This is a genomic window from Streptomyces parvulus (genome assembly GCF_014648855.1).
GTDB lineage: Bacteria > Actinomycetota > Actinomycetes > Streptomycetales > Streptomycetaceae > Streptomyces > Streptomyces parvulus.
In genome coordinates this window covers 195,691-214,435 of record NZ_BMRX01000001.1, presented here as the reverse complement: position 1 = coordinate 214,435, position 18,745 = coordinate 195,691, and the positions used below count along the sequence as shown (strand labels likewise).

Sequence of the window (18,745 nt, the reverse complement as noted above, 5' to 3'; positions counted from 1 at the left end):
CGGCGCGGTCCGCCGCGGGTGGCGACCGGCGAACCGGAGGGCGCGCGCAACGGACACGGTGCCAGGTTTTGGACTCCCTTGGCCAGGGAGCCGTGTTGCGGAGCCGGTCCGGGCCGCGCATAGTTGCGCTGCGGATGGAGCCGGAACCGGGGGTGGGATGGGCGATGGCCGGGCACGGGGCGCAGGAGCATCCGCACGGTGCCGACCGGCTGTGCGCGGCCGGGGACCGCGTGTACTCCCGTGCCGTGCGCCGCGGCCGGGTGCAGCGCCAGGACGCCGAGCCGGTGCCCTGCCTCCTCGAACTGGCCCTGCTGCACCCTGATCCCGACGACATGGACTGGCTGGTGCCGACCTCGCCGCAAGAGGTCATGACGCGGCTGCTGCGGGGCGTCCACGACGAGGTCAGCGCGAGTCAGCGGCGGGTGGGCTCGGCGGTGGAGGCCTTCGAGTGGTACGCGGGGCTGGGCCGGCTCATCCACGCGCCGGCCGGCCTGGAGGGCACGGCGATCCGCGTCCTCGACGGGCTGGCCCGCATCCAGGCCGCGATGGACGAGGCGACGCAGGCGTGCACGACGGAGGTCCTGACCGTGCAGCCCGGCGGCATCCGGCGTGAGGCGGAGCTGTCCGAGGGCCTGCACCGGGCGCTGGCGCTGCGGGGGCGCGGGGTGCGGATGCGGGACCTGTACACGCACGTGGCCCGGCACGGGCAGGGCCTGCTCAACTACCTGGAGCTGATGGGCGACGCGGTGGAGGCCCGGACGCTGGACGAGGTCATCGACCGCCTCATCCTCTTCGACCGGACCGTGGCCTTCATCCCGGCCAACAGCGACCGCACGATGGCCCTGGAACTGCGCCACCCCGCGCTGGTCTCCTACCTGGTCACGGTCTTCGAACGGCTCTGGCGCCTCGCGATCCCGCTCTCCGCCGCCCTCCCCGACACCGGCATCGAGGGCATCTCGCACCGCGAGCAGTCCATCGCGGCGCTGCTGGCGGAGGGCCACCAGGACGCGGTCATCGCGGAACGGCTGGGCATAAGCGTCCGCACGGCCCGCGCACACATCGCCCGCCTCTCGGAGACCCTGGGCGCCGCGAGCCGCACCCAACTGGGCGTGCGCATAGCCCAGGCAGGCCTGGACGGCCCCACCCGGGGCGCCTCGGCCCCCGTCATCCTTCCCGGTCGAGAATCCCCGACCGCCCGATGAGATACCCGAGCTGAGCCCGGCTCTCGCTGCCGAGGGTGGCGGCGAGCTTGGCGATGTGGACGCGGGCGGTACGGACGTTCATGCCGAGGCGCTCCGCTATGTCGGCGTCGGTGTGGCCTTCGACGAGTAGCGAGGCGATGGTGCGTTGGCGGGGCGTGATGCCGCCCAGCGACGGGCGCGGAGCGGCCTCTGGGTGCATGGGCGTGGCGAGACGCCACAGGCGCTCGAATGTGGTCACGAAATACGCGATGAGGGCGGGGTGGCGGACTTCCAGGGCCAGCGTGGCCTCGACGTCGGCGGGGATGAAGGCGACTTTGCGATCGACGACGATGAGGCGGTCCGTCACCTCGTCCAGAGAGCGTGCCTCGGCGTCTCCGCGCAACTGCTCGTAGCGGGCCCGGACCATCGGCAGATGGCGTTGTGTGTGCTGGTAGAGCGTGCGGATGCGGGCGCCGCGGTCGAGCATGTCCTGGTCCCGGCCAAGTGACAGCGTCTGGGCCACCTGTCCGCGCCGGTCGCCGTAGTGGGCGTTGGGCTGTATGCACAGCAACTCGCGCGTGGCGTTCGACATGGCCTCGCTGATGGCCTGGTTGATCTGGGGGACCCCATTGAGGACGCGCACGGCCCCGGCGTCTCCTCCGGCCGTACGCCGGCCGTCCACCAGCATGAGGGGTTCGAACGTCGCGGTCAGCCGGGCTTCCCGCTGCCGCTCCTCGGCGACACGCTGCGCCGAGGCGTCCAGCATCCGGTGCAGGGCGACGGCGGGGGCGACCGGCTCCAGCCAGTCCAGGTCGCCCACGGTCGGTTGCAGTAGGCCGTAGTCCGTGAGGCAGGGCACCGCCGAGACCTCCCGGGTGGGCACGCGACCCTCGCGCAGGGCTTGCGTGTAGAGGTCCGTCCCCGCGGCACAGAGTTCTTCCGGACCATGCTCGATATGAGACGGCACCGGCCGCTCCTCCTCCTGCGGGCCGGGCGCCTCCCCCGTCATGGGCCCGCCTCTTGCGCGATGCCGTGCTGATCCTGCTCCAGGATCCCCGACTGAGCTATCAGATAACCGAGTTGGGCGCGGCTTCCGCTCCCCAGCACGGAGGCCAGTTTGGCTATGTGGGCCCGGCAGGTGCGGACGTTCATGCCGAGGCGGCGGGCGATGGCCTCGTCGACGTGGCCTTCGACCAGCAGCTTCGCTATGGAGTGCTGGATGTCGGTGATGCCGTCCGGAGCGGTCTCGTACGGTGCGCCGGCCGTGAGCGGCACCGCCCGGCCCCAGATGAACTCGAAGACCTTGATCAGGTAGCGGACGAGACCCGGGTGCCGGATCTCCAGAGCGACCTGGCGGTCGTCCCGGATGGGGATGAAGGCCACGGTCTCGTCGCAGATGATGAGGCGTTCGACGAGTTCGTCGATGGTGCGGTACTCGGCCTTCCCGTTCGGGAACTGGTCCACGTAGGCCAGGCGCTCCGGGCTGTACCGCGCCGTGTGCTGGTAGAGGGTGCGGATCCGCACGCCTCGCTCGATGAGCGTCCTGTCTCGTTCCAGTGCCTCGATGAGCCGGCGCTCGGGGTGCCGGGCACTTGGCTGGACCGTGAGCATCTCGATCAGGCACTGGTCGGTGGCAAGGTCGAGGGCGGCGTTGATGCGGTCGAGCCCCTCCAGCACGGTGATCGAGTGGGTCGGCGCCGCTCCCTGCGCGCTGAGCGCCATGAAGGGTTCGAAGGCCGCGGCCAGTTCGATCGACGTCCGCCTGCGCTCGGATATCTCGTGCTCGATCGGATTCAGCCGTCGTGCGAGTGCGACGGCGGGCGACACCGGGAGGAGCCAGTTGGCATCGTCGGGGTCGGGGTGGAGGAGCGCGAACTCCATCAGGCAGGGGACGGGCTCCGCCTCGGCGCGTGCGATACGTCCAGTGCGCAGCGCGTTCGCGTACAGGCGCCCCCCCTCCTCACACAGTTCAGTAACTGCATGGGGATGTGTCGCTTTGGCCTGATTTGTTGTCAAATCTCCACCCCCCAGGGTCCTGAACGTGCAGGAACATGATGCACCGATTGTGTGGCCATGACGTGCCTGAATGAGCCATCGTCTTATCCGACGGGGGAAGAGGGGACCTTCAAGTGAGGACGAAGCCGACTATGTCTAAGAGAATGCTTCGCTCGGTGCTTGTCGCCGCCTTCTCCGCCGTTGTGGCCTTCGGAACACTGAGTGGCCTCTCCGTGGCGAAGGGTGACGCCCGAGCGGACAGCGCCTGGTCCGTGGAAGCGGTAGCCGCCTCCCCGGCCGGAGAAGCTCTCACTGACGACAGTGCGTGGTCCTGACATGACAACGCCACCCGACGACCGCTCCTTCCGCCGAGAAATGGCCACCGCCTACCGCTCCGGCTGGCACTTCATCGACCTGGTCACCGCGATCCCCCACCCCGGTGACTCCCTGATGGTGACCGTCTTCGGCGAGCCGGTCGTCGTCACGTTGGACGAGGACGGTGACGTGCGGGCGTACCGGTGTCTGCGGCGGCCTCGGGGGGCGCCGCAGCCAGTGCGGTGTGCCATCCGGTACGGAATGATCTTTGTGAACCTGGACCAGCGGGACCACCGGCTCGCGCCGCCGGAGGTCTCCGGCATCAGGACCATCTCGGCCACCCCCCGCAGCGCCTGACGCGATTCCCCCGTCGTAACAAATCGCTCAGGTGCTTCCCCCCGGCAGCGGCGTCACCGTGACCTGAACACGGTGACGCCGCTGTCGTATGTGTGCCTGTTTCCGGGACCTCCGGGTACCCCTTGAGTGAAATAGACTCAACTTTGTGTACGTTGTGTGAGTCAGCACTGGGAGACATGGAGACACGGAGGAGAGCCAGAACGTGGACGCCGAGCTGACCAACCGGAGCCGGGACGCGATCAACGCGGCCAGCAACCGGGCCGTGACCGAGGGAAACGCCGACCTCACCCCCGCCCACCTGCTGCTGGCCCTGCTCCAGGGGCAGGACAACGAGAACATCACCGACCTGCTCGCCGCCGTCGAGGCCGACCTGGCCGCCGTGCGCTCCGGCGCCGAACGCATCGTCGGCGGGCTGCCCAGCGTGACCGGGTCCACGGTCGCACCGCCGCAACCCAGCCGTGAGATGCTCGCCGTGGTCGCCGACGCCCAGGCACGCGCCAAGGAACTCGGGGACGAGTACCTCTCCACCGAGCACCTGCTCCTCGGCATCGCCGCGAAGGGCGGCGCGGCCGGTGAGGTACTGGAGGGGCAGGGTGCCAGTGCGAAGAAGTTGCAGGAGGCCTTCCGCAAGGCGAGGGGTGGACGCCGCGTGACCACCGCCGACCCCGAGGGTCAGTACAAGGCGCTGGAGAAGTTCGGTACCGACTTCACCGAGGCCGCCAGGGAGGGCAAGCTCGACCCCGTCATCGGGCGTGACCAGGAGATCCGCCGGGTGGTGCAGGTGCTCAGCCGCCGCACCAAGAACAACCCCGTCCTCATCGGCGAGCCGGGCGTCGGCAAGACCGCCGTCGTGGAGGGGCTCGCCCAGCGGATCGTCAAGGGGGACGTGCCCGAGTCGCTGAAGGACAAGCGGCTGGTGGCGCTCGACCTGGGCGCGATGGTGGCCGGGGCCAAGTACCGTGGCGAGTTCGAGGAGCGGCTGAAGACCGTCCTCGCCGAGATCAAGGACTCCGACGGGCAGATCATCACCTTCATCGACGAGCTGCACACCGTCGTGGGGGCCGGCGCCGGCGGGGACTCCGCCATGGACGCCGGGAACATGCTCAAGCCGATGCTCGCGCGCGGTGAGCTGCGCATGGTCGGCGCCACCACGCTGGACGAGTACCGGGAGCGGATCGAGAAGGACCCCGCCCTCGAAAGGCGCTTCCAGCAGGTGCTCGTCGCCGAGCCGACCGTCGAGGACTCCATCGCGATCCTGCGCGGGCTCAAGGGGCGCTACGAGGCCCACCACAAGGTGCAGATCGCCGACAGCGCGCTGGTGGCCGCCGCCAGTCTGTCCGACCGGTACATCACCTCCCGGTTCCTGCCCGACAAGGCCATCGACCTCGTCGACGAGGCCGCCTCGCGGCTCCGCATGGAGATCGACTCCTCGCCCGTCGAGATCGACGAGCTCCAGCGTGCCGTCGACCGGCTGAAGATGGAGGAGCTGGCGATCGGCAAGGAGACCGACGCCGCCTCGCTGGAGCGCCTGGAGCGTCTGCGCCGCGACCTCGCCGACAAGGAGGAGGAGCTGCGCGGCCTCAACGCCCGCTGGGAGAAGGAGAAGCAGTCCCTCAACCGGGTCGGCGAGCTGAAGGAGAAGCTCGACGAGCTGCGCGGCCAGGCCGAACGCGCCCAGCGCGACGGGGACTTCGACACCGCCAGCAAGCTGCTGTACGGCGAGATCCCGGATTTGGAGCGTGACCTGGAGGCCGCCTCCGAGGCCGAGGAGGAGGTGGCCAAGGACACCATGGTCAAGGAGGAGGTCGGCGCCGACGACATCGCCGACGTGGTCGCCTCCTGGACCGGCATCCCGGCCGGGCGGCTCCTCGAGGGCGAGACGCAGAAGCTGCTGCGCATGGAGGACGAGCTGGGCAAGCGGCTCATCGGGCAGAGCGAGGCCGTGCGGGCCGTGTCCGACGCCGTGCGCCGCAGCCGGGCCGGGATCGCCGACCCCGACCGCCCTACCGGGTCGTTCCTCTTCCTCGGCCCCACCGGCGTCGGCAAGACCGAGCTGGCCAAGGCGCTCGCCGACTTCCTCTTCGACGACGAGCGGGCCATGGTCCGCATCGACATGTCGGAGTACAGCGAGAAGCACAGCGTCGCGCGGCTGGTGGGCGCCCCGCCCGGATACGTCGGGTACGAGGAGGGCGGCCAGCTCACCGAGGCGGTGCGGCGGCGGCCGTACACCGTCGTGCTCCTCGACGAGGTGGAGAAGGCGCACCCCGAGGTCTTCGACATCCTGCTCCAGGTGCTCGACGACGGGCGCCTGACCGACGGGCAGGGCCGCACCGTCGACTTCCGCAACACCATCCTGGTCCTCACCTCGAACCTGGGCAGCCAGTACCTGGTCGACCCGACGACCGGCGAGGCGGAGAAGAAGCAGCAGGTGCTTGAGGTGGTCCGCAGCTCGTTCAAGCCGGAGTTCCTCAACCGGCTCGACGACCTCGTGGTCTTCTCGGCGCTCAGCAAGGAGGAGCTGGGCCGGATCGCGCGGCTCCAGATCGAGGCCCTGTCCCGGCGCCTCGCCGAGCGCCGCCTCACCCTGGAGGTCACCGACGAGGCCCTGGCCTGGCTGGCGGAGGAGGGCAACGACCCGGCGTACGGCGCCCGCCCGCTGCGCCGCCTCGTCCAGACGGCGATCGGCGACCGGCTGGCCCGGGAGATCCTGTCCGGCGAGATCAAGGACGGCGACAGCGTCCGCGTGGACCGGTTCGGCGACGACCTGATCGTGGGACCGGCGACGGAGGGCAAGACCCTCTGAGGCACCGGAGGGCAAGACCCTCTGAGGCACCTGGGAGCGGCCCGTCACCCCATGTGGGTGGCGGGCCGCCCGCACGCCCGCGTCGGCGGCCCCGTCAGGTCGTGAACGCCGCGAACCGCACCAGCGCCGTCCCCGCGTCCTCGTGCACCACCCGCACCCGTACGACGTGCGCCTCCACCCCGTCCGGCAGCCCCGCCGCGTGATTCAGGTCCAGACACAGGTCGGCGGCCTCGCCCGCACAGAACCCGGCGGCGGGCTGCGGGGCGTCCGGATAGGTGTGTATCAGCCAGTCCTGGACACCCGTGCGGGGCATGCGGAAGGCGGCGCTGTAGTGAACGTCCTGGAAGCCCTGCACCGTGCACCCGCCGGTGGGCCGCGCCCCGGCCGGCAGGACGGCCCCGCCGAAGGCCAGCGCCTCGGCGCAGGGCACCCGCTCGCTCGCGCGGCCGCCCTCCCCCCGGTCGTCGTCCTCGCTGAAGACGATGCCCACGAAGGCCACCAGCAGGGGCAGCAGGACCAGTGCCGGCAGGGCGACCAGCGCCGCCACCCGCCACCACCTGGTCCGCCCCCGCGGAACCTCGGTGCCGCCCCGTGGACGGCCGCCCGCCACCGGTGTGCGCGCCATGTTCCCCGCCCCCTCCGCAGAAACGTCCACCCGACCGGCCGGATCATGTCAGCCCAGGGCTGACAGGCCCCCGGCGGGCTTGCCACGCCCCTCCCCGCATGGGGGAGGATGGCCAGATCCGTACGAAGGGAAATTCACGGTGAGCATCGACCCGTCCTCGATTCCGAACTTCGGGGGCAAGCAGCCCGAGCCGCAGCCCCAAGGACCGGCGGGCCCCGTCGTCCCGGATCAGGATCTTGTGAAGCAGCTCCTCGAGCAGATGGAGCTGAAGTACGTCGTCGACGACGAGGGCGACCTCGCGGCGCCGTGGGAGCAGTTCCGTACGTACTTCATGTTCCGCGGCGAGGGCGACCAGCAGGTCTTCTCGGTGCGGACGTTCTACGACCGGCCCCACCAGATCGACGAGAAGCCGCAGCTCCTCGAGTCGGTCGACGACTGGAACCGGCGCACCCTGTGGCCCAAGGTGTACTCCCACACCCACGACGACGGCACGGTCCGCCTGATCGGCGAGGCGCAGATGCTGATCGGCATGGGCGTCAGCCTGGAGCACTTCGTCTCCTCGACGGTCAGCTGGGTGCGGGCCGCCATCGAGTTCGACCGGTGGCTCGTGGAGCAGCTGGGCCTGGAGCAGGAGGTCAACGAGGCGGAGAAGCCGACCGACGAGGACGGCGAGTAGTCCGACGGTCTCCGTACCGCCCGTACGAGGAGAGCCCGGCCCGGTATCGCGGGACCGGGCTCTCGTCGTACCGCCACGCCACGCCTCATCCCGCCAGCGCCTTGAGCCGGCCCACCGCCTCCTCCAGCACCGGGATCCGCTTGCAGAAGGCGAACCGCACGTAGGGCGCGCCCGCGTCCCGGTGGTCGTAGAAGACCGCGTTGGGGACGGCGACGACTCCGGCGCGCTCGGGCAGGCCGCGGCAGAAGGCGAAGCCGTCGCTCTCGCCCAGCGGACGGATGTCGGTGGTCACGAAGTACGTCCCCGCGGGCCGGAACACGCCGAAGCCCGCCTCCGCGAGCCCCGCGGCGAGCAGGTCCCGCTTGGCCCGCATGTCCTCCCGGTAGGCGCCGAAGTAGGACTCGGGCAGCGCCAGGGCCTCGGCGATCGCGTACTGGAACGGTCCCGAGGCCACGTACGTCAGGTACTGCTTGGCCGACCGCACGGCCGTGACCAGGGCGGGGGTCGCGGTGACCCAGCCGACCTTCCACCCGGTGAACGAGAAGGTCTTGCCGGCCGAGCCGATGGTCACCGTGCGCTCGCGCATCCCCGGGAAGGTCGCCAGCGGGATGTGCTCCGCCGTGTCGAAGACCAGGTGCTCGTAGACCTCGTCGGTCACCACCAGCAGGTCCCGCTCCACGGCCAGCTCGGCGATCGCGGCGAGTTCGGCGCGGGTCAGGACCGTCCCCGTCGGGTTGTGCGGGGTGTTCAGCAGCAGCAGCCGGGTGCGGTCGGTGACCGCGTCGCGCAGCTCGTCGAGGTCCAGGCGGAAGACGGGGCCCTCGTCCGTCGTGTGCGGGCGCAGGGTCACCGGCACGCGCGTGCCGCCCGCCATCGCGATGGCCGCCGCGTACGAGTCGTAGTACGGCTCCAGCGCGACGACCTCGTCACCGGGCTCCAGGAGCGCGAGCAGCGAGGCGGCGATGGCCTCCGTGGCGCCGGCCGTGACCAGGACCTCGGTGTCCGGGTCGAAGGAGAGGCCGTAGCGCCGCTCCTGGTGGGCGGCGACGGCGGCGCGCAGCTCGGGGACGCCGGGGCCCGGCGGGTACTGGTTGCCCCGCCCGTCGCGCAGCGCCCGCACGGCGGCCTCCCTGACCTCCTCGGGGCCGTCCGTGTCCGGGAAGCCCTGGCCCAGGTTGATCGCGCCGGTCCGCGCGGCCAGGGCCGACATCTCGGCGAAGATCGTCGTTCCGAACTCCGCCAGCCGGCGGTTCAGGAGGGGGCGGGCGCTGGAGCTCATGGAGGTCATGGCGGCCATCCTGCGCCGAAGCTCTGGACTTCCTCAACTCTGCTTTGGGCCGTGGCGGGGAAGGGCATCTCCCGTTCACGCAACGAGCTCCACAGCGGATTCCGACAGAGCGAGGCACCCGACGGGGGACTGCTTCGGGGGACTTCCGGGCGTCGCGTCCGGAGGGAAAGGAGGGCGGAGTCATGGTCATTGCCATCGTCCTGATCGTGGTCGCGGCCCTGTTGATCAGGGGCATCTCGGTGAGCAGGCGGGCCGACCGCTCGCGGCGCGGCAGGCGTTCGCGCTGGGCGGGCGGAAGCGGCGGCGCCGGCGGCGGCAGCTGGTGGGCCGGTGACAGCGGCGGCGGTGACGGCGGCTCGTCAGGCGGGCACCACGGAGGCCACTCCTGCAGTAGCGGTTCGTCCTGCGGAGGCGGGTCGTCCTGCGGGGGAGGAGGGGGCGGCGGCGGATGCGGTGGAGGCAGCTGACACGGGGCAGCTGAGCTCCGGCCAGGGGGAACCGCATCCCCGCCGAGGGGGCCGGTCCTGGGACCGGGCCCCGGGCCCCGCCCAGAGCGCCCACCGGGTGGCACACCCGGTGGGCGCTCGTACGCTCCGGCGCACTCCGTTCGCTCGGGGTGTGCGCCCTGGTTGAACAGTTGAGCAGTGGAGCCCCCTGAGGGATGGAAACCCCACGAAGTTGGGTAAAAACGCTGTGGCGACGCCATAGTTCATGATTCGCTCTCCCTCACCAACGCAGCTCCTCGGACGACCTGTTGACCCCCCTCCTGACCGGCCGACCGGGCTGCGCGGACCGCAGCCCCGGCAGTGGCCGGGATGCGCGGGCCCCACATCTTCCTCTCCTTGTGTGCTTGCGGAGCCGATCCATGCTCACGACCCTGAACACCGCCTACACCGACACCCGCGCCGCGGACCTGGCCTGGGCCCTGGGGCGCGAGCCGCTGCCCGCGCTGGCCTGCCTCGATATCGAACTCACGGACGCGACCCTTCAGTTGAGACTCCTCGGCGCCTCCCACCAGGTCCTCCTGGAGGAGGAGCGGGGCAGCTGTTCGGAGACGGTGGCCTGCATCCCCGGCAGCAGCACCCCGCTGCCGCTGGGCGTCGCCAAACGGGTGGGCGACTGGGAGTACGAGTTCGCCGCCCGCGTGGAGGTGCTCTCGCCCGGCTCCTTCGCCGGCCGCGCCCAAGAGCTGCTGGCCCTCGTCTCCGACCACCCGCACGGCCTGGCCGGGGTCTTCCCCGGCAGCCCGCACGCCTTCACCGCGCTGCTGGCCCAGCGCCGCGAGGGCCAGGTGCACTGGCGCACCTGGCACGCCTACCCGCAGGACGGGCAACTGGTCGCGACCCGGACCCGGGTGGGCGTCCGGGTGCCGACGTCGCAGCTCAGGCCGTCCGCGGTGTGAGCCGGGACCCGTCCGGACGGTGTCCCGCCCCGGTCGCGGGTCCCGTCCGGATAAACCTCCGGGGGCCGAGCGGGACATCAGTTTCACACGTGTGGGTGACGAAGCGCAGTGGGGGAGTGACGTAACGTCACCCCGTGATCGATCCGCACGCGCCCGCCCCGCCCGGCTCACCGCCGGCCTGGGGCGTCCCCCGCGGTCCGGACGCGCCCGCGCCGCTGCCCGTCCGTCCGGCCGTCGCGCGGTTCCTGGTCCTGGCGTGCGTGTTCGTCTGCGCGGCCTGCGGGCTGGTGTACGAACTCGAACTGGTCGCCCTCGCCTCGTACCTGATCGGCGACTCGGTCACCCAGGCGTCCGTGGTGCTGTCCGTCATGGTCTTCGCCATGGGCCTCGGCTCGCTCGCCGCCAAACGGCTGCGCCGCCTGGCCGCCGCGGGCTTCGGCGCGGTGGAGGCGGTCCTCGCCCTCGTCGGCGGCTCCAGCGCGATGATTCTCTACGCCGTCTTCGCCTGGACCGGCGGCTGGGGCGGCCTGTGGGCCGACGGCCCCCGCTTCCTGCTGGTCGCCTTCTCGCTCGCCATCGGCGTGCTGATCGGCGCCGAGGTACCGCTGCTGATGGAGCTGATCCAGCGGGTGCGCCGGCAGGACGCGGGCGGCGCGGTCGCCGACCTGTTCGCCGCGGACTACGTCGGCGCGCTCGTCGGCGGCCTCGCCTTCCCCTTCGTCCTGCTCCCCTTCCTCGGCCAGCTCACCGGCGCGCTGCTCACCGGCACCGTCAACGCGGCCGTGGGCGCGGCCCTGGTCCTCGGCCTGTTCCGGCGCGACCTGTCCCGCCGGGCCCGCCGGCTGCTGCTCACCGCCAACCTCCTCGTCCTCGCCCTGCTCGCGACGGCCACCGTCCTCGCCGACGACTTCGAACGCGCGGCCCGCCAGGCGGTGTACGGGCAGGACGTGCGGGTGGCCGTCCAGACGGACGTGCAGGAGGTGGTCCTCACCGGCGACCCGGACGGCCGGTCCCTCGGCCTGTTCCTGGACGGGCGGCTCCGCGTCGACGGCAGCGACGAACGGCGCTACCACGAGGCGCTGGTGCACCCCGTGATGAGCGGCCCGCACGCGCGCGTGCTGATCCTCGGCGGCGGCGACGGACTCGCCGCCCGTGAGGTGCTGCGGCAGTACGGCGTGCTCCGCGTCGACGTCGTCGAGTTCGACCCGGGGCTCACCCGGCTGGCCCGGCACGACCCCGGCCTGACCACCCTCAACGACCACGCCTACGGCGACCCGCGCGTCCGCGTCTCGGCCCAGGACGCCTTCCGCCGGCTGCGGGCGACGCCCTCCGCGGCGTACGACGTGGTGATCTCGGACCTGCCCGACCCCGGCATCACGGCCAGCACCAAGCTGTACTCGCAGGAGTTCTACGGCCTGGTGCGGCGGGTGCTCGCCCCCGACGGGCGTCTCGTGGTGCACGCCGGACCGGCCGCCGCCCGGCCCCGTACCTTCTGGACGGTGGACGCCTCGCTCCGCGCGGCCGGGCTGCCGGCCGTCGCCTACCGCGTCGCCGCCCGCGACGCCGGCTTCGCGCCCGGCCCCGACCGCACCGCCGCGGGCCCCGGCGCCCCCCGCGACTGGGGCTTCCTGCTGGCCGCGCGGACGCCCCCCGCACTGCGCCTGGACACCGCCCGGGAGCCCCGTCCGCGCACCCTCACCCCCGGGTCGCTGGCCCGGGACGCCCGCGCCGCGTCCCGCACCCGGGTGCCGGGACTGCCGCCGTCGACGCTGGTGCATCCGCGGTACTGAAGCGGCCGGGGTGCGCGGGGGCGCCGGGTGAGTTTGCGCCCACGGGGGGTGCTCCGGGCGCCCGCTGGGTAGGGTGCCGTGACATGGAGCATGAGGTGTTCGTTCCGGTTCCCGCGGAGCGGCTCAGGGACGTGCTGGCCGACCCCGTCCGGGTCGCCCGGGCGGTGCCGGGGCTCCAGCAGGACGCCGGTGCCGAGCCCGTCGCGGGCCGGCTGAAGGTGCGTATCGGCAGCCACTCCATCACCTACCGGGGTGCGCTGCACCTGTCCGCGCGCGAGGACGGCACGTACGCCGCCGAGGGCGACGCCACCGAGTCGCGCGGGACCGGCGCGGTCACGCTCGCGCTCACCCTCTCCGTCCGGGAGGCCGAGGGCGGCGCCACCGTCGCCTTCGCCGGGACCGCCACCGCCGACGGCAGGGTCACGGAGCTGCCCGGGGAGGCGGTGGCGTCGGCCACGGCCCGGCTGCTCACCCGTTTCGCGGAGAACCTGGGCACTGCGGCGGCCGAGGAACCGGCGCCCGCCTCCGTCTTCGACACGGAGGTCCCGCCGTCCTCCCTCGACGCGGAGGACGCGGACGAGACGGAGGCCGCGGGCGGCACGCGGGACGCGGGCGGCACGCGGGAGACGGACGGGTCGGTGGACGCGGACACCACGGCGGGCACCGACGGCACGGCCGGCACAGGCGACACGGCGGACTCCGGCGACACGGCGGCTCCCGACGCCCCGGCGGCCGAGGACGTCGGCCATGCCCCGCAGCCCCCCGCCACCCCGCAGGACCCCGCGGAGCCCCCCGCCCCCGACGTGGTCGGACCCCCCGCCGAGGCCGCGCACGCGCGCCGCACGATGATCGGCCGCAGCGCCGAGGAGGTCGACCACTCCCCGCCGCGCGGCCGGTACGCCCCCGTCCCCGCGCCCCAGTCCGGCGTGGCCGGCGCCCCCCTGCGCTGGGCCGCCCCCGCGGCGGCGGTGGTCGTGGCCGGGGCGATCGTCGTGGGCCGCGCGCTGCGCAAGCGGCGCTGAGCCGCCGCAGACCCGCACGCCCCGGCCCCCGCGTGCCCCGGCGCCCTTGATCGCCCCAGTAGGGTCGGGGCGTGAGTAACGAACCCATCACGCTGACCGCGGGTGACGCGGAGGCGACCGTGCTGCCGGGCAACGGCGGCCGGATCGGCGGACTCCGCGTCGGCGGCACGGAACTGCTCCGCCAAGGGGAGCGCTACGGCTGCTTCCCGATGGTCCCCTGGTGCGGCCGGATCCGCGACGGCCGCTTCCGGGACGGCGCGGCCGTGCACCGGATGCCGCTCAACTCCCCGCCGCACGCCATCCACGGCACCGCCCGCGACGGCGCCTGGCGCACCGCCCGCGTCACCGCGGACGAGGCGGTCATCACGTACGACCTGGCCGACCCCTGGCCCTACACCGGACGCGTCACCCAGGTGATCGCGCTCGGCGAGGACGCGCTGACGCTGACGATGTCCGTGGAGACGTACGACTCGTCCTTCCCGGCGCAGGTCGGCTGGCACCCGTGGTTCAACCGCACCCTGGACGGCGTGGACGCGGCGATCGCCTTCGACCCCGCCTGGCAGGAGGAGCGCGGCGACGACCACCTGCCCACCGGCAACCGCGTCGACCCGAAGCCGGGCCCCTGGGACGACTGCTTCGGCATGCCCGACGGCGTCGACGTCACCCTCACCTGGCCCGGACGGCTGGAGCTGAACGTCGCCAGCCGCGAGCACTGGGTCGTGGTGTACGACGAGCAGGAGGCCGCCGTGTGCGTGGAACCGCAGACCGGGCCGCCCAACGGCCTGAACACCCTCCCGCGCCTGGTCACGCCCCTGGAGCCGCTGGAGGCCACGACGACCTGGTCCTGGCGCCGCCTTTAAGCTGGCGTACATGACGGACGACGTACGCGCGGCGCTGCTGCAGCAGATCAAGGACAAGGCCGTGGTGCACGGCAAGGTGACCCTCTCCTCGGGGATCGAGGCCGACTACTACGTCGACCTGCGCCGCATCACCCTGGACGGCGAGGCCGCGCCGCTGGTCGGGCAGGTGCTGCTGGAGCTGACCGACGACCTGGAGTTCGACGCGGTCGGCGGGCTGACCATGGGCGCCGACCCGGTAGCCGCGAGCATGCTGCACGCCGCCGCCGCGCGCGGGAAGCGCCTGGACGCGTTCGTCGTCCGCAAGGCCGCCAAGGCGCACGGGCTCCAGCGCCGGGTCGAGGGTCCGGACATCAGGGGCCGCCGCGTCCTGGTCGTCGAGGACACCTCCACCACCGGCGGCTCCCCGCTCACCGCCGTCGAGGCCGTCCGCGAGGCCGGCGCCGAGGTCGTCGCCGTCGCCACGATCGTCGACCGCGCGACGGGCGCCGCCGAGAAGATCGAGCAGGGCGCGGGGGTGCCGTACCTGTACGCGTACGACAAGGACGAGCTGGGCCTGGACTGAGTCCGCCCGGAGGTCCACTCGGGTATTCCCGGTCCGTCTGGAAGGATGGGGCCGACGATGACGTCGCCCCCCAGTCCTAGGTCAGGGCCATAAGCAGCAGCCGAGCCCACCCGCACATACAAGGAGCGGACAGATGCCCATCGCAACTCCCGAGGTCTACAACGAGATGCTGGACCGGGCGAAGGCAGGAAAGTTCGCCTACCCGGCCATCAACGTGACCTCCTCCCAGACGCTGCACGCGGCCCTGCGCGGTTTCGCCGAGGCGGAGAGCGACGGGATCGTCCAGATCTCCACCGGCGGCGCCGAGTTCCTGGGCGGCCAGCACAGCAAGGACATGGTGACGGGCGCCGTGGCCCTCGCCGAGTTCGCGCACATCGTGGCCGCGAAGTACGACGTGAACATCGCGCTGCACACCGACCACTGCCCGAAGGACAAGCTCGACGGGTACGTCCGCCCGCTGATCGCCGTCTCCGAGGAGCGCGTCAAGGCCGGCCGCGAACCGCTGTTCCAGTCCCACATGTGGGACGGCTCCGCGGAGACCCTGGCCGACAACCTCTCCATCGGCACCGAGCTGCTGGAGCGCGCCCGCGCCGCCAGGATCATCCTGGAGGTCGAGATCACCCCGACCGGCGGCGAGGAGGACGGCGTCTCGCACGAGATCAACGACTCCCTCTACACCACGGTCGACGACGCGCTGCGCACCGCGGAGGCCCTGGGCCTGGGCGAGAAGGGCCGCTACCTGCTCGCCGCCTCCTTCGGCAACGTGCACGGCGTCTACAAGCCGGGCAACGTCGTGCTCCGCCCCGACCTGCTCAAGGAGCTGAACGAGGGCGTCGCCGCGAAGTACGGGCAGCCGGCCGGCTCCAAGCCGTTCGACTTCGTCTTCCACGGCGGCTCCGGCTCCACCGCCGAGGAGATCGCCACCGCGCTGGAGAACGGCGTGGTCAAGATGAACCTCGACACGGACACCCAGTACGCCTTCACGCGTCCGGTCGCCGACCACATGTTCCGCAACTACGACGGCGTCCTGAAGGTCGACGGCGAGGTCGGCAACAAGAAGACCTACGACCCGCGCACCTGGGGCAAGCTGGCCGAGGCCGGCATGGCGGCGCGCGTCGTCGAGGCCTGCGGCCACCTGCGGTCCGCCGGTACGAAGATCAAGTAGTCCCCGGCGGTCACCCGTCCGCCCGGTCCTCGGGCGGTCACCCGACCGCGAGACGTGCAGCGAGCCCGGCGCCGAACGCGCCGGGCTCGCTGTATACCTGGGGGCATGCCCGACGTCCGGCTGTCCTCACCGCAAGGCAAGTGGATCCTGCTGACCACCGTCCTCGGCTCCAGCATGGCGCTGCTGGACTCGACCGTCGTCAACGTCGCGCTGCCCCGCATCGGCCGCGACCTCGACGCCGACCTCGCCGCGCTCCAGTGGACGGTCAACGCCTACATGGTCACGCTGGCCGGGCTGATCCTGCTCGGCGGCGCCCTCGGCGACCGGTTCGGCCGCCGCCGGATCTTCGTCATCGGCGTGCTGTGGTTCGCCGCCGCGTCGCTGCTGTGCGGCCTCGCGCCGAACGCCGGTGTCCTGATCGCCGCCCGCGCCCTCCAGGGCATCGGCGGCGCGCTGCTCACGCCCGGCTCCCTCGCCCTCATCCAGGCGTCCTTCCACCCCGACGACCGGGGCCGCGCGGTCGGCCTGTGGTCGGGCTTCGGGGGCGTCGGCGCGGCGGTGGGACCGTTCCTCGGGGGCTGGCTGGTGGACGGCGCGGGCTGGCGCTGGGTGTTCCTGCTCAACGTGCCGCTGGCCCTGCTGTGCGCGCCGATCGCGCTGCGGCACGTACCGGAGTCCTCGGACGAGCGGGCCCACGCGCGCTTCGACGTGCTCGGCGCGGTCCTCGGCGCGGCGGCCCTCGCGCTGCTCACGTACGCGCTGATCGAGGCGCGGGGCGCGTCCTGGGCGGTGGCGGTGAGCGCGGTGGCCGGTGCCGCGGCGGCGGTGGCCTTCGTCGCCGTCGAGCGGCGCCGCACCGATCCGATGATGCCGCTGGACGTCTTCGCCTCCCGCCAGTTCACGGCCGTCAACCTGGTCACGCTGTGCGTGTACGCGGCCTTCGGCGGCTTCTTCTTCCTGGCCGCGCTCCAGCTCCAGGTGGTCGTCGGCTGGTCCGCGCTGGCCGCCGGTACGGCGCTGCTGCCGACCACCGTCCTGATGCTGCTGCTCTCCGCGCGCTCGGGCGAGCTGTCCGAGCGGCTCGGCCCCCGGCTCCAGCTCACCGTCGGCCCGCTGCTGTGCGCGGCCGGGATGCTGCTGATGCTCCGGGTCGGGCCGGGCGCCTCGTACCTCACCGACGTGCTGCCCGCCCTGGTGGTGCTCGGCCTCGGCATGGTCACCCTGGTCGCGCCGCTGACGGCGAGCGTGCTGGCGGCCCTGGACACCGCGCGCGCCGGTCTGGCCAGCGGCATCAACAACGCGGCGGCGCGCGCGGCCGGGCTCGTCGCGGTGGCCGCGCTGCCGCTGCTCACCGGCATGGGCGAGGAGGCGTACCGGTCGGCGGCCGCCTTCGACGACGCGTTCGGGCCGGCGATGCTGATCTGCGCGGGCGTCCTGGTCGCGGGCTCGGTGATCGCCTTCACGACGGTCCGCCGCCCGGCCCCGGACTGCCGCCGCCCGGAATGCCGGACCCACGGCTCGGTCCTGGCCCCGCCCCTGGAGGCGGAGGGCCGGGTCCGGCAGGCATGACTTTGCGCGTCGTGTGAACGATGTGTGTGAAGGGCCGTGCCCGGGGGCGGAGTTGCTCCGCGCGGGTACCCGCGCCCGCAGGGCCGGGCCGCCGGAGGCTCCGGTCCGCATCGGGCAGGACGGGAGGTGATCGCCGTGTCGGGTTCGCAACCGCGGGAGCGCGGGGACGAGCCGGTCGGCGAACTGGTGCAGCGGGCGTCGCAGCAGCTGACCGAGCTGGTGCGCGCGGAGCTGCGGCTGGCGCAGGCCGAGATGAAGGAGAAGGGCAGGCGCTACGGCAAGGGCGGTGGGCTGTTCGGGGGCGCCGGGGTCGTCGGGTTCCTGATGCTCCAGGCGCTGGTGGCCACCGCGATCGCCGCGCTGGCCGTACCGCTGCCGGTGTGGGCCGCGGCGCTGATCGTGACCGCCGTGCTCGGGGTGATCGCCGCGGTGATGGTCCTGACCGGCAAGAAGGAGGTCGGCCGGGCCGCCCCGCCCACGCCCCGGCAGACCATCGACAACGTGAAGGCCGACGTGACCGAGATCAAGAGGAGCGCACACCGATGACGCAGCCGCCCCACGACGAACCGACCGCCCAGAGCCCGGAGGAACTGCGCGAGCAGGTGGAGAACACCCGCAGCGAGCTGGGCGACACCGTCGAGGCCCTGGCCGCCAAGACCGACGTCAAGGCCCGGGCCCAGGAGAAGGCCGGCCAGGTCAGGGAGCAGGTCGCGGGCGTGACCGAGCAGGCGCAGGCGAAGGCCGCCGAGGTGGCCCAGCAGGCGCAGGCGAAGGCCGCCGACGTGGCCCACCAGGCGCAGGAGAAGGCCGCGGGCGTGGCCCACCAGGTGCAGGAGAAGCTGCCCGGCACCGTCAAGGACACCGCCGCCCGGGCCGGCGAACGGGCCCGCGACAAGGCGACCGAGGCCGGCCGCCTGTGGGAGGAGAAGGCCCCCGAGCCGGTACGCCGGCACGCCGCCCGCTCGGCACAGCTGTCCAGGGACAACAAGCGCACCCTGCTCCTCGCCGGCGGCGGAGCCGCCCTGCTCTGGATGGTCCTGCGCCGACGCAGGAAGTGACCGGGAGGAGGCCGGGGCGTCGCGGGGCGGCCCCCGGCGCCCCCGCCCGGCGGAACGAGCGCCCGCATCCCGGTCTC

17 protein-coding genes are annotated in these 18,745 nt (G+C 72.7%); 13 read left to right on the top strand and 4 right to left on the bottom strand.

Annotated features, from left to right (window positions below):
• Positions 1–164: 164 nt before the first annotated feature.
• Positions 165–1,202 carry a helix-turn-helix transcriptional regulator gene (locus IE108_RS01000; protein ID WP_064728981.1) on the top strand — a complete coding sequence of 346 codons (1,038 nt, stop codon included), beginning with the start codon at positions 165–167 and terminating at the stop codon, positions 1,200–1,202.
• Here IE108_RS01000 and IE108_RS00995 read toward each other — a convergent pair.
• Positions 1,165–2,190, bottom strand: a complete 1,026-nt coding sequence (locus IE108_RS00995) for a helix-turn-helix transcriptional regulator (protein ID WP_064728982.1) — start codon at positions 2,188–2,190, stop codon at positions 1,165–1,167. The genes IE108_RS01000 and IE108_RS00995 overlap by 38 nt on opposite strands.
• Positions 2,187–3,197, bottom strand: a complete 1,011-nt coding sequence (locus IE108_RS00990) for a helix-turn-helix transcriptional regulator (RefSeq protein ID WP_079163600.1) — start codon at positions 3,195–3,197, stop codon at positions 2,187–2,189. The genes IE108_RS00995 and IE108_RS00990 overlap by 4 nt, the downstream gene beginning before the upstream one ends.
• Before the next feature lie 315 nt (positions 3,198–3,512).
• Here IE108_RS00990 and IE108_RS00985 point away from each other — a divergent pair, with 315 nt between their 5' ends.
• Together IE108_RS00985 and clpB are read left to right on the top strand one after the other, a co-directional pair.
• Complete coding sequence (locus IE108_RS00985) at positions 3,513–3,848, top strand: Rieske (2Fe-2S) protein (RefSeq protein ID WP_064728984.1); 336 nt, start codon at positions 3,513–3,515, stop codon at positions 3,846–3,848.
• Positions 3,849–4,050: 202 nt separating this feature from the next.
• Positions 4,051–6,651 carry an ATP-dependent chaperone ClpB gene (gene clpB / locus IE108_RS00980; protein WP_064728985.1) on the top strand — a complete coding sequence of 867 codons (2,601 nt, stop codon included), beginning with the start codon at positions 4,051–4,053 and terminating at the stop codon, positions 6,649–6,651.
• Between the two features lie 94 nt (positions 6,652–6,745).
• Here the strand turns inward: clpB and IE108_RS00975 are convergent, their stop codons facing one another.
• Positions 6,746–7,276 (bottom strand): hypothetical protein, encoded by a 531-nt coding sequence (locus IE108_RS00975; RefSeq protein ID WP_064728986.1) that lies wholly within the window; start codon positions 7,274–7,276, stop codon positions 6,746–6,748.
• 139 nt (positions 7,277–7,415) lie between these two features.
• On the opposite strand from IE108_RS00975, the gene IE108_RS00970 reads away from it, so the two are divergent.
• Entirely contained in the window at positions 7,416–7,952 is a 537-nt protein-coding gene (locus IE108_RS00970) for a YbjN domain-containing protein (protein ID WP_064728987.1), read from the top strand.
• A gap of 85 nt (positions 7,953–8,037) precedes the next feature.
• On the opposite strand, the gene IE108_RS00965 is transcribed toward IE108_RS00970, so the two are convergent.
• A complete protein-coding gene (locus IE108_RS00965) occupies positions 8,038–9,240 on the bottom strand; it encodes a pyridoxal phosphate-dependent aminotransferase (protein ID WP_064731872.1) in 1,203 nt (400 codons plus the stop codon).
• A gap of 865 nt (positions 9,241–10,105) precedes the next feature.
• Between IE108_RS00965 and IE108_RS00960 the strand changes: the two genes are divergently transcribed.
• From IE108_RS00960 to IE108_RS00920, 9 genes are all read left to right on the top strand, one after another.
• Positions 10,106–10,642: a DUF2617 family protein gene (locus IE108_RS00960; RefSeq protein ID WP_064728988.1), complete on the top strand. Its 537-nt coding sequence runs from the start codon at positions 10,106–10,108 to the stop codon at positions 10,640–10,642.
• 134 nt (positions 10,643–10,776) lie between these two features.
• Positions 10,777–12,432, top strand: coding sequence for a polyamine aminopropyltransferase (locus IE108_RS00955; protein ID WP_064728989.1), 1,656 nt, complete (start codon positions 10,777–10,779; stop codon positions 12,430–12,432).
• A gap of 83 nt (positions 12,433–12,515) precedes the next feature.
• The gene (locus tag IE108_RS00950) at positions 12,516–13,454 is read left to right on the top strand and encodes an SRPBCC domain-containing protein (protein ID WP_064728990.1); all 939 of its coding nucleotides are present in this window, start codon (positions 12,516–12,518) and stop codon (positions 13,452–13,454) included.
• A gap of 71 nt (positions 13,455–13,525) precedes the next feature.
• Positions 13,526–14,314: an aldose epimerase family protein gene (locus IE108_RS00945; RefSeq protein WP_064728991.1), complete on the top strand. Its 789-nt coding sequence runs from the start codon at positions 13,526–13,528 to the stop codon at positions 14,312–14,314.
• 10 nt (positions 14,315–14,324) lie between these two features.
• The gene (gene pyrE / locus IE108_RS00940) at positions 14,325–14,876 is read left to right on the top strand and encodes an orotate phosphoribosyltransferase (RefSeq protein ID WP_064728992.1); all 552 of its coding nucleotides are present in this window, start codon (positions 14,325–14,327) and stop codon (positions 14,874–14,876) included.
• A gap of 133 nt (positions 14,877–15,009) precedes the next feature.
• Positions 15,010–16,041, top strand: a complete 1,032-nt coding sequence (gene fbaA / locus IE108_RS00935) for a class II fructose-bisphosphate aldolase (protein WP_064728993.1) — start codon at positions 15,010–15,012, stop codon at positions 16,039–16,041.
• Positions 16,042–16,146: 105 nt separating this feature from the next.
• Entirely contained in the window at positions 16,147–17,610 is a 1,464-nt protein-coding gene (locus IE108_RS00930; protein WP_064728994.1) for an MFS transporter, read from the top strand.
• A gap of 129 nt (positions 17,611–17,739) precedes the next feature.
• On the top strand, positions 17,740–18,156 hold the full coding sequence (locus tag IE108_RS00925) for a phage holin family protein (protein ID WP_064731873.1): 417 nt from the start codon (positions 17,740–17,742) through the stop codon (positions 18,154–18,156).
• A complete protein-coding gene (locus tag IE108_RS00920) occupies positions 18,153–18,668 on the top strand; it encodes a DUF3618 domain-containing protein (RefSeq protein ID WP_064728995.1) in 516 nt (171 codons plus the stop codon). Before IE108_RS00925 ends, IE108_RS00920 begins: the two co-directional genes overlap by 4 nt.
• The last annotated feature ends 77 nt before the right edge of the window (positions 18,669–18,745 follow it).

Coding starts and splice junctions, on each gene's coding strand:
- IE108_RS00975 (WP_064728986.1), bottom strand. CDS start 7,276: ATGGCGCGCACACCGGTGGCGGGCGGCCGTCCACGGGGCGGCACCGAG.
- IE108_RS00960 (WP_064728988.1), top strand. CDS start 10,106: ATGCTCACGACCCTGAACACCGCCTACACCGACACCCGCGCCGCGGAC.
- fbaA (WP_064728993.1), top strand. CDS start 15,010: ATGCCCATCGCAACTCCCGAGGTCTACAACGAGATGCTGGACCGGGCG.
- IE108_RS00920 (WP_064728995.1), top strand. CDS start 18,153: ATGACGCAGCCGCCCCACGACGAACCGACCGCCCAGAGCCCGGAGGAA.
- IE108_RS01000 (WP_064728981.1), top strand. CDS start 165: ATGGCCGGGCACGGGGCGCAGGAGCATCCGCACGGTGCCGACCGGCTG.
- IE108_RS00965 (WP_064731872.1), bottom strand. CDS start 9,240: ATGACCTCCATGAGCTCCAGCGCCCGCCCCCTCCTGAACCGCCGGCTG.
- IE108_RS00985 (WP_064728984.1), top strand. CDS start 3,513: ATGACAACGCCACCCGACGACCGCTCCTTCCGCCGAGAAATGGCCACC.
- pyrE (WP_064728992.1), top strand. CDS start 14,325: ATGACGGACGACGTACGCGCGGCGCTGCTGCAGCAGATCAAGGACAAG.
- IE108_RS00950 (WP_064728990.1), top strand. CDS start 12,516: ATGGAGCATGAGGTGTTCGTTCCGGTTCCCGCGGAGCGGCTCAGGGAC.
- IE108_RS00995 (WP_064728982.1), bottom strand. CDS start 2,190: ATGACGGGGGAGGCGCCCGGCCCGCAGGAGGAGGAGCGGCCGGTGCCG.
- IE108_RS00930 (WP_064728994.1), top strand. CDS start 16,147: ATGCCCGACGTCCGGCTGTCCTCACCGCAAGGCAAGTGGATCCTGCTG.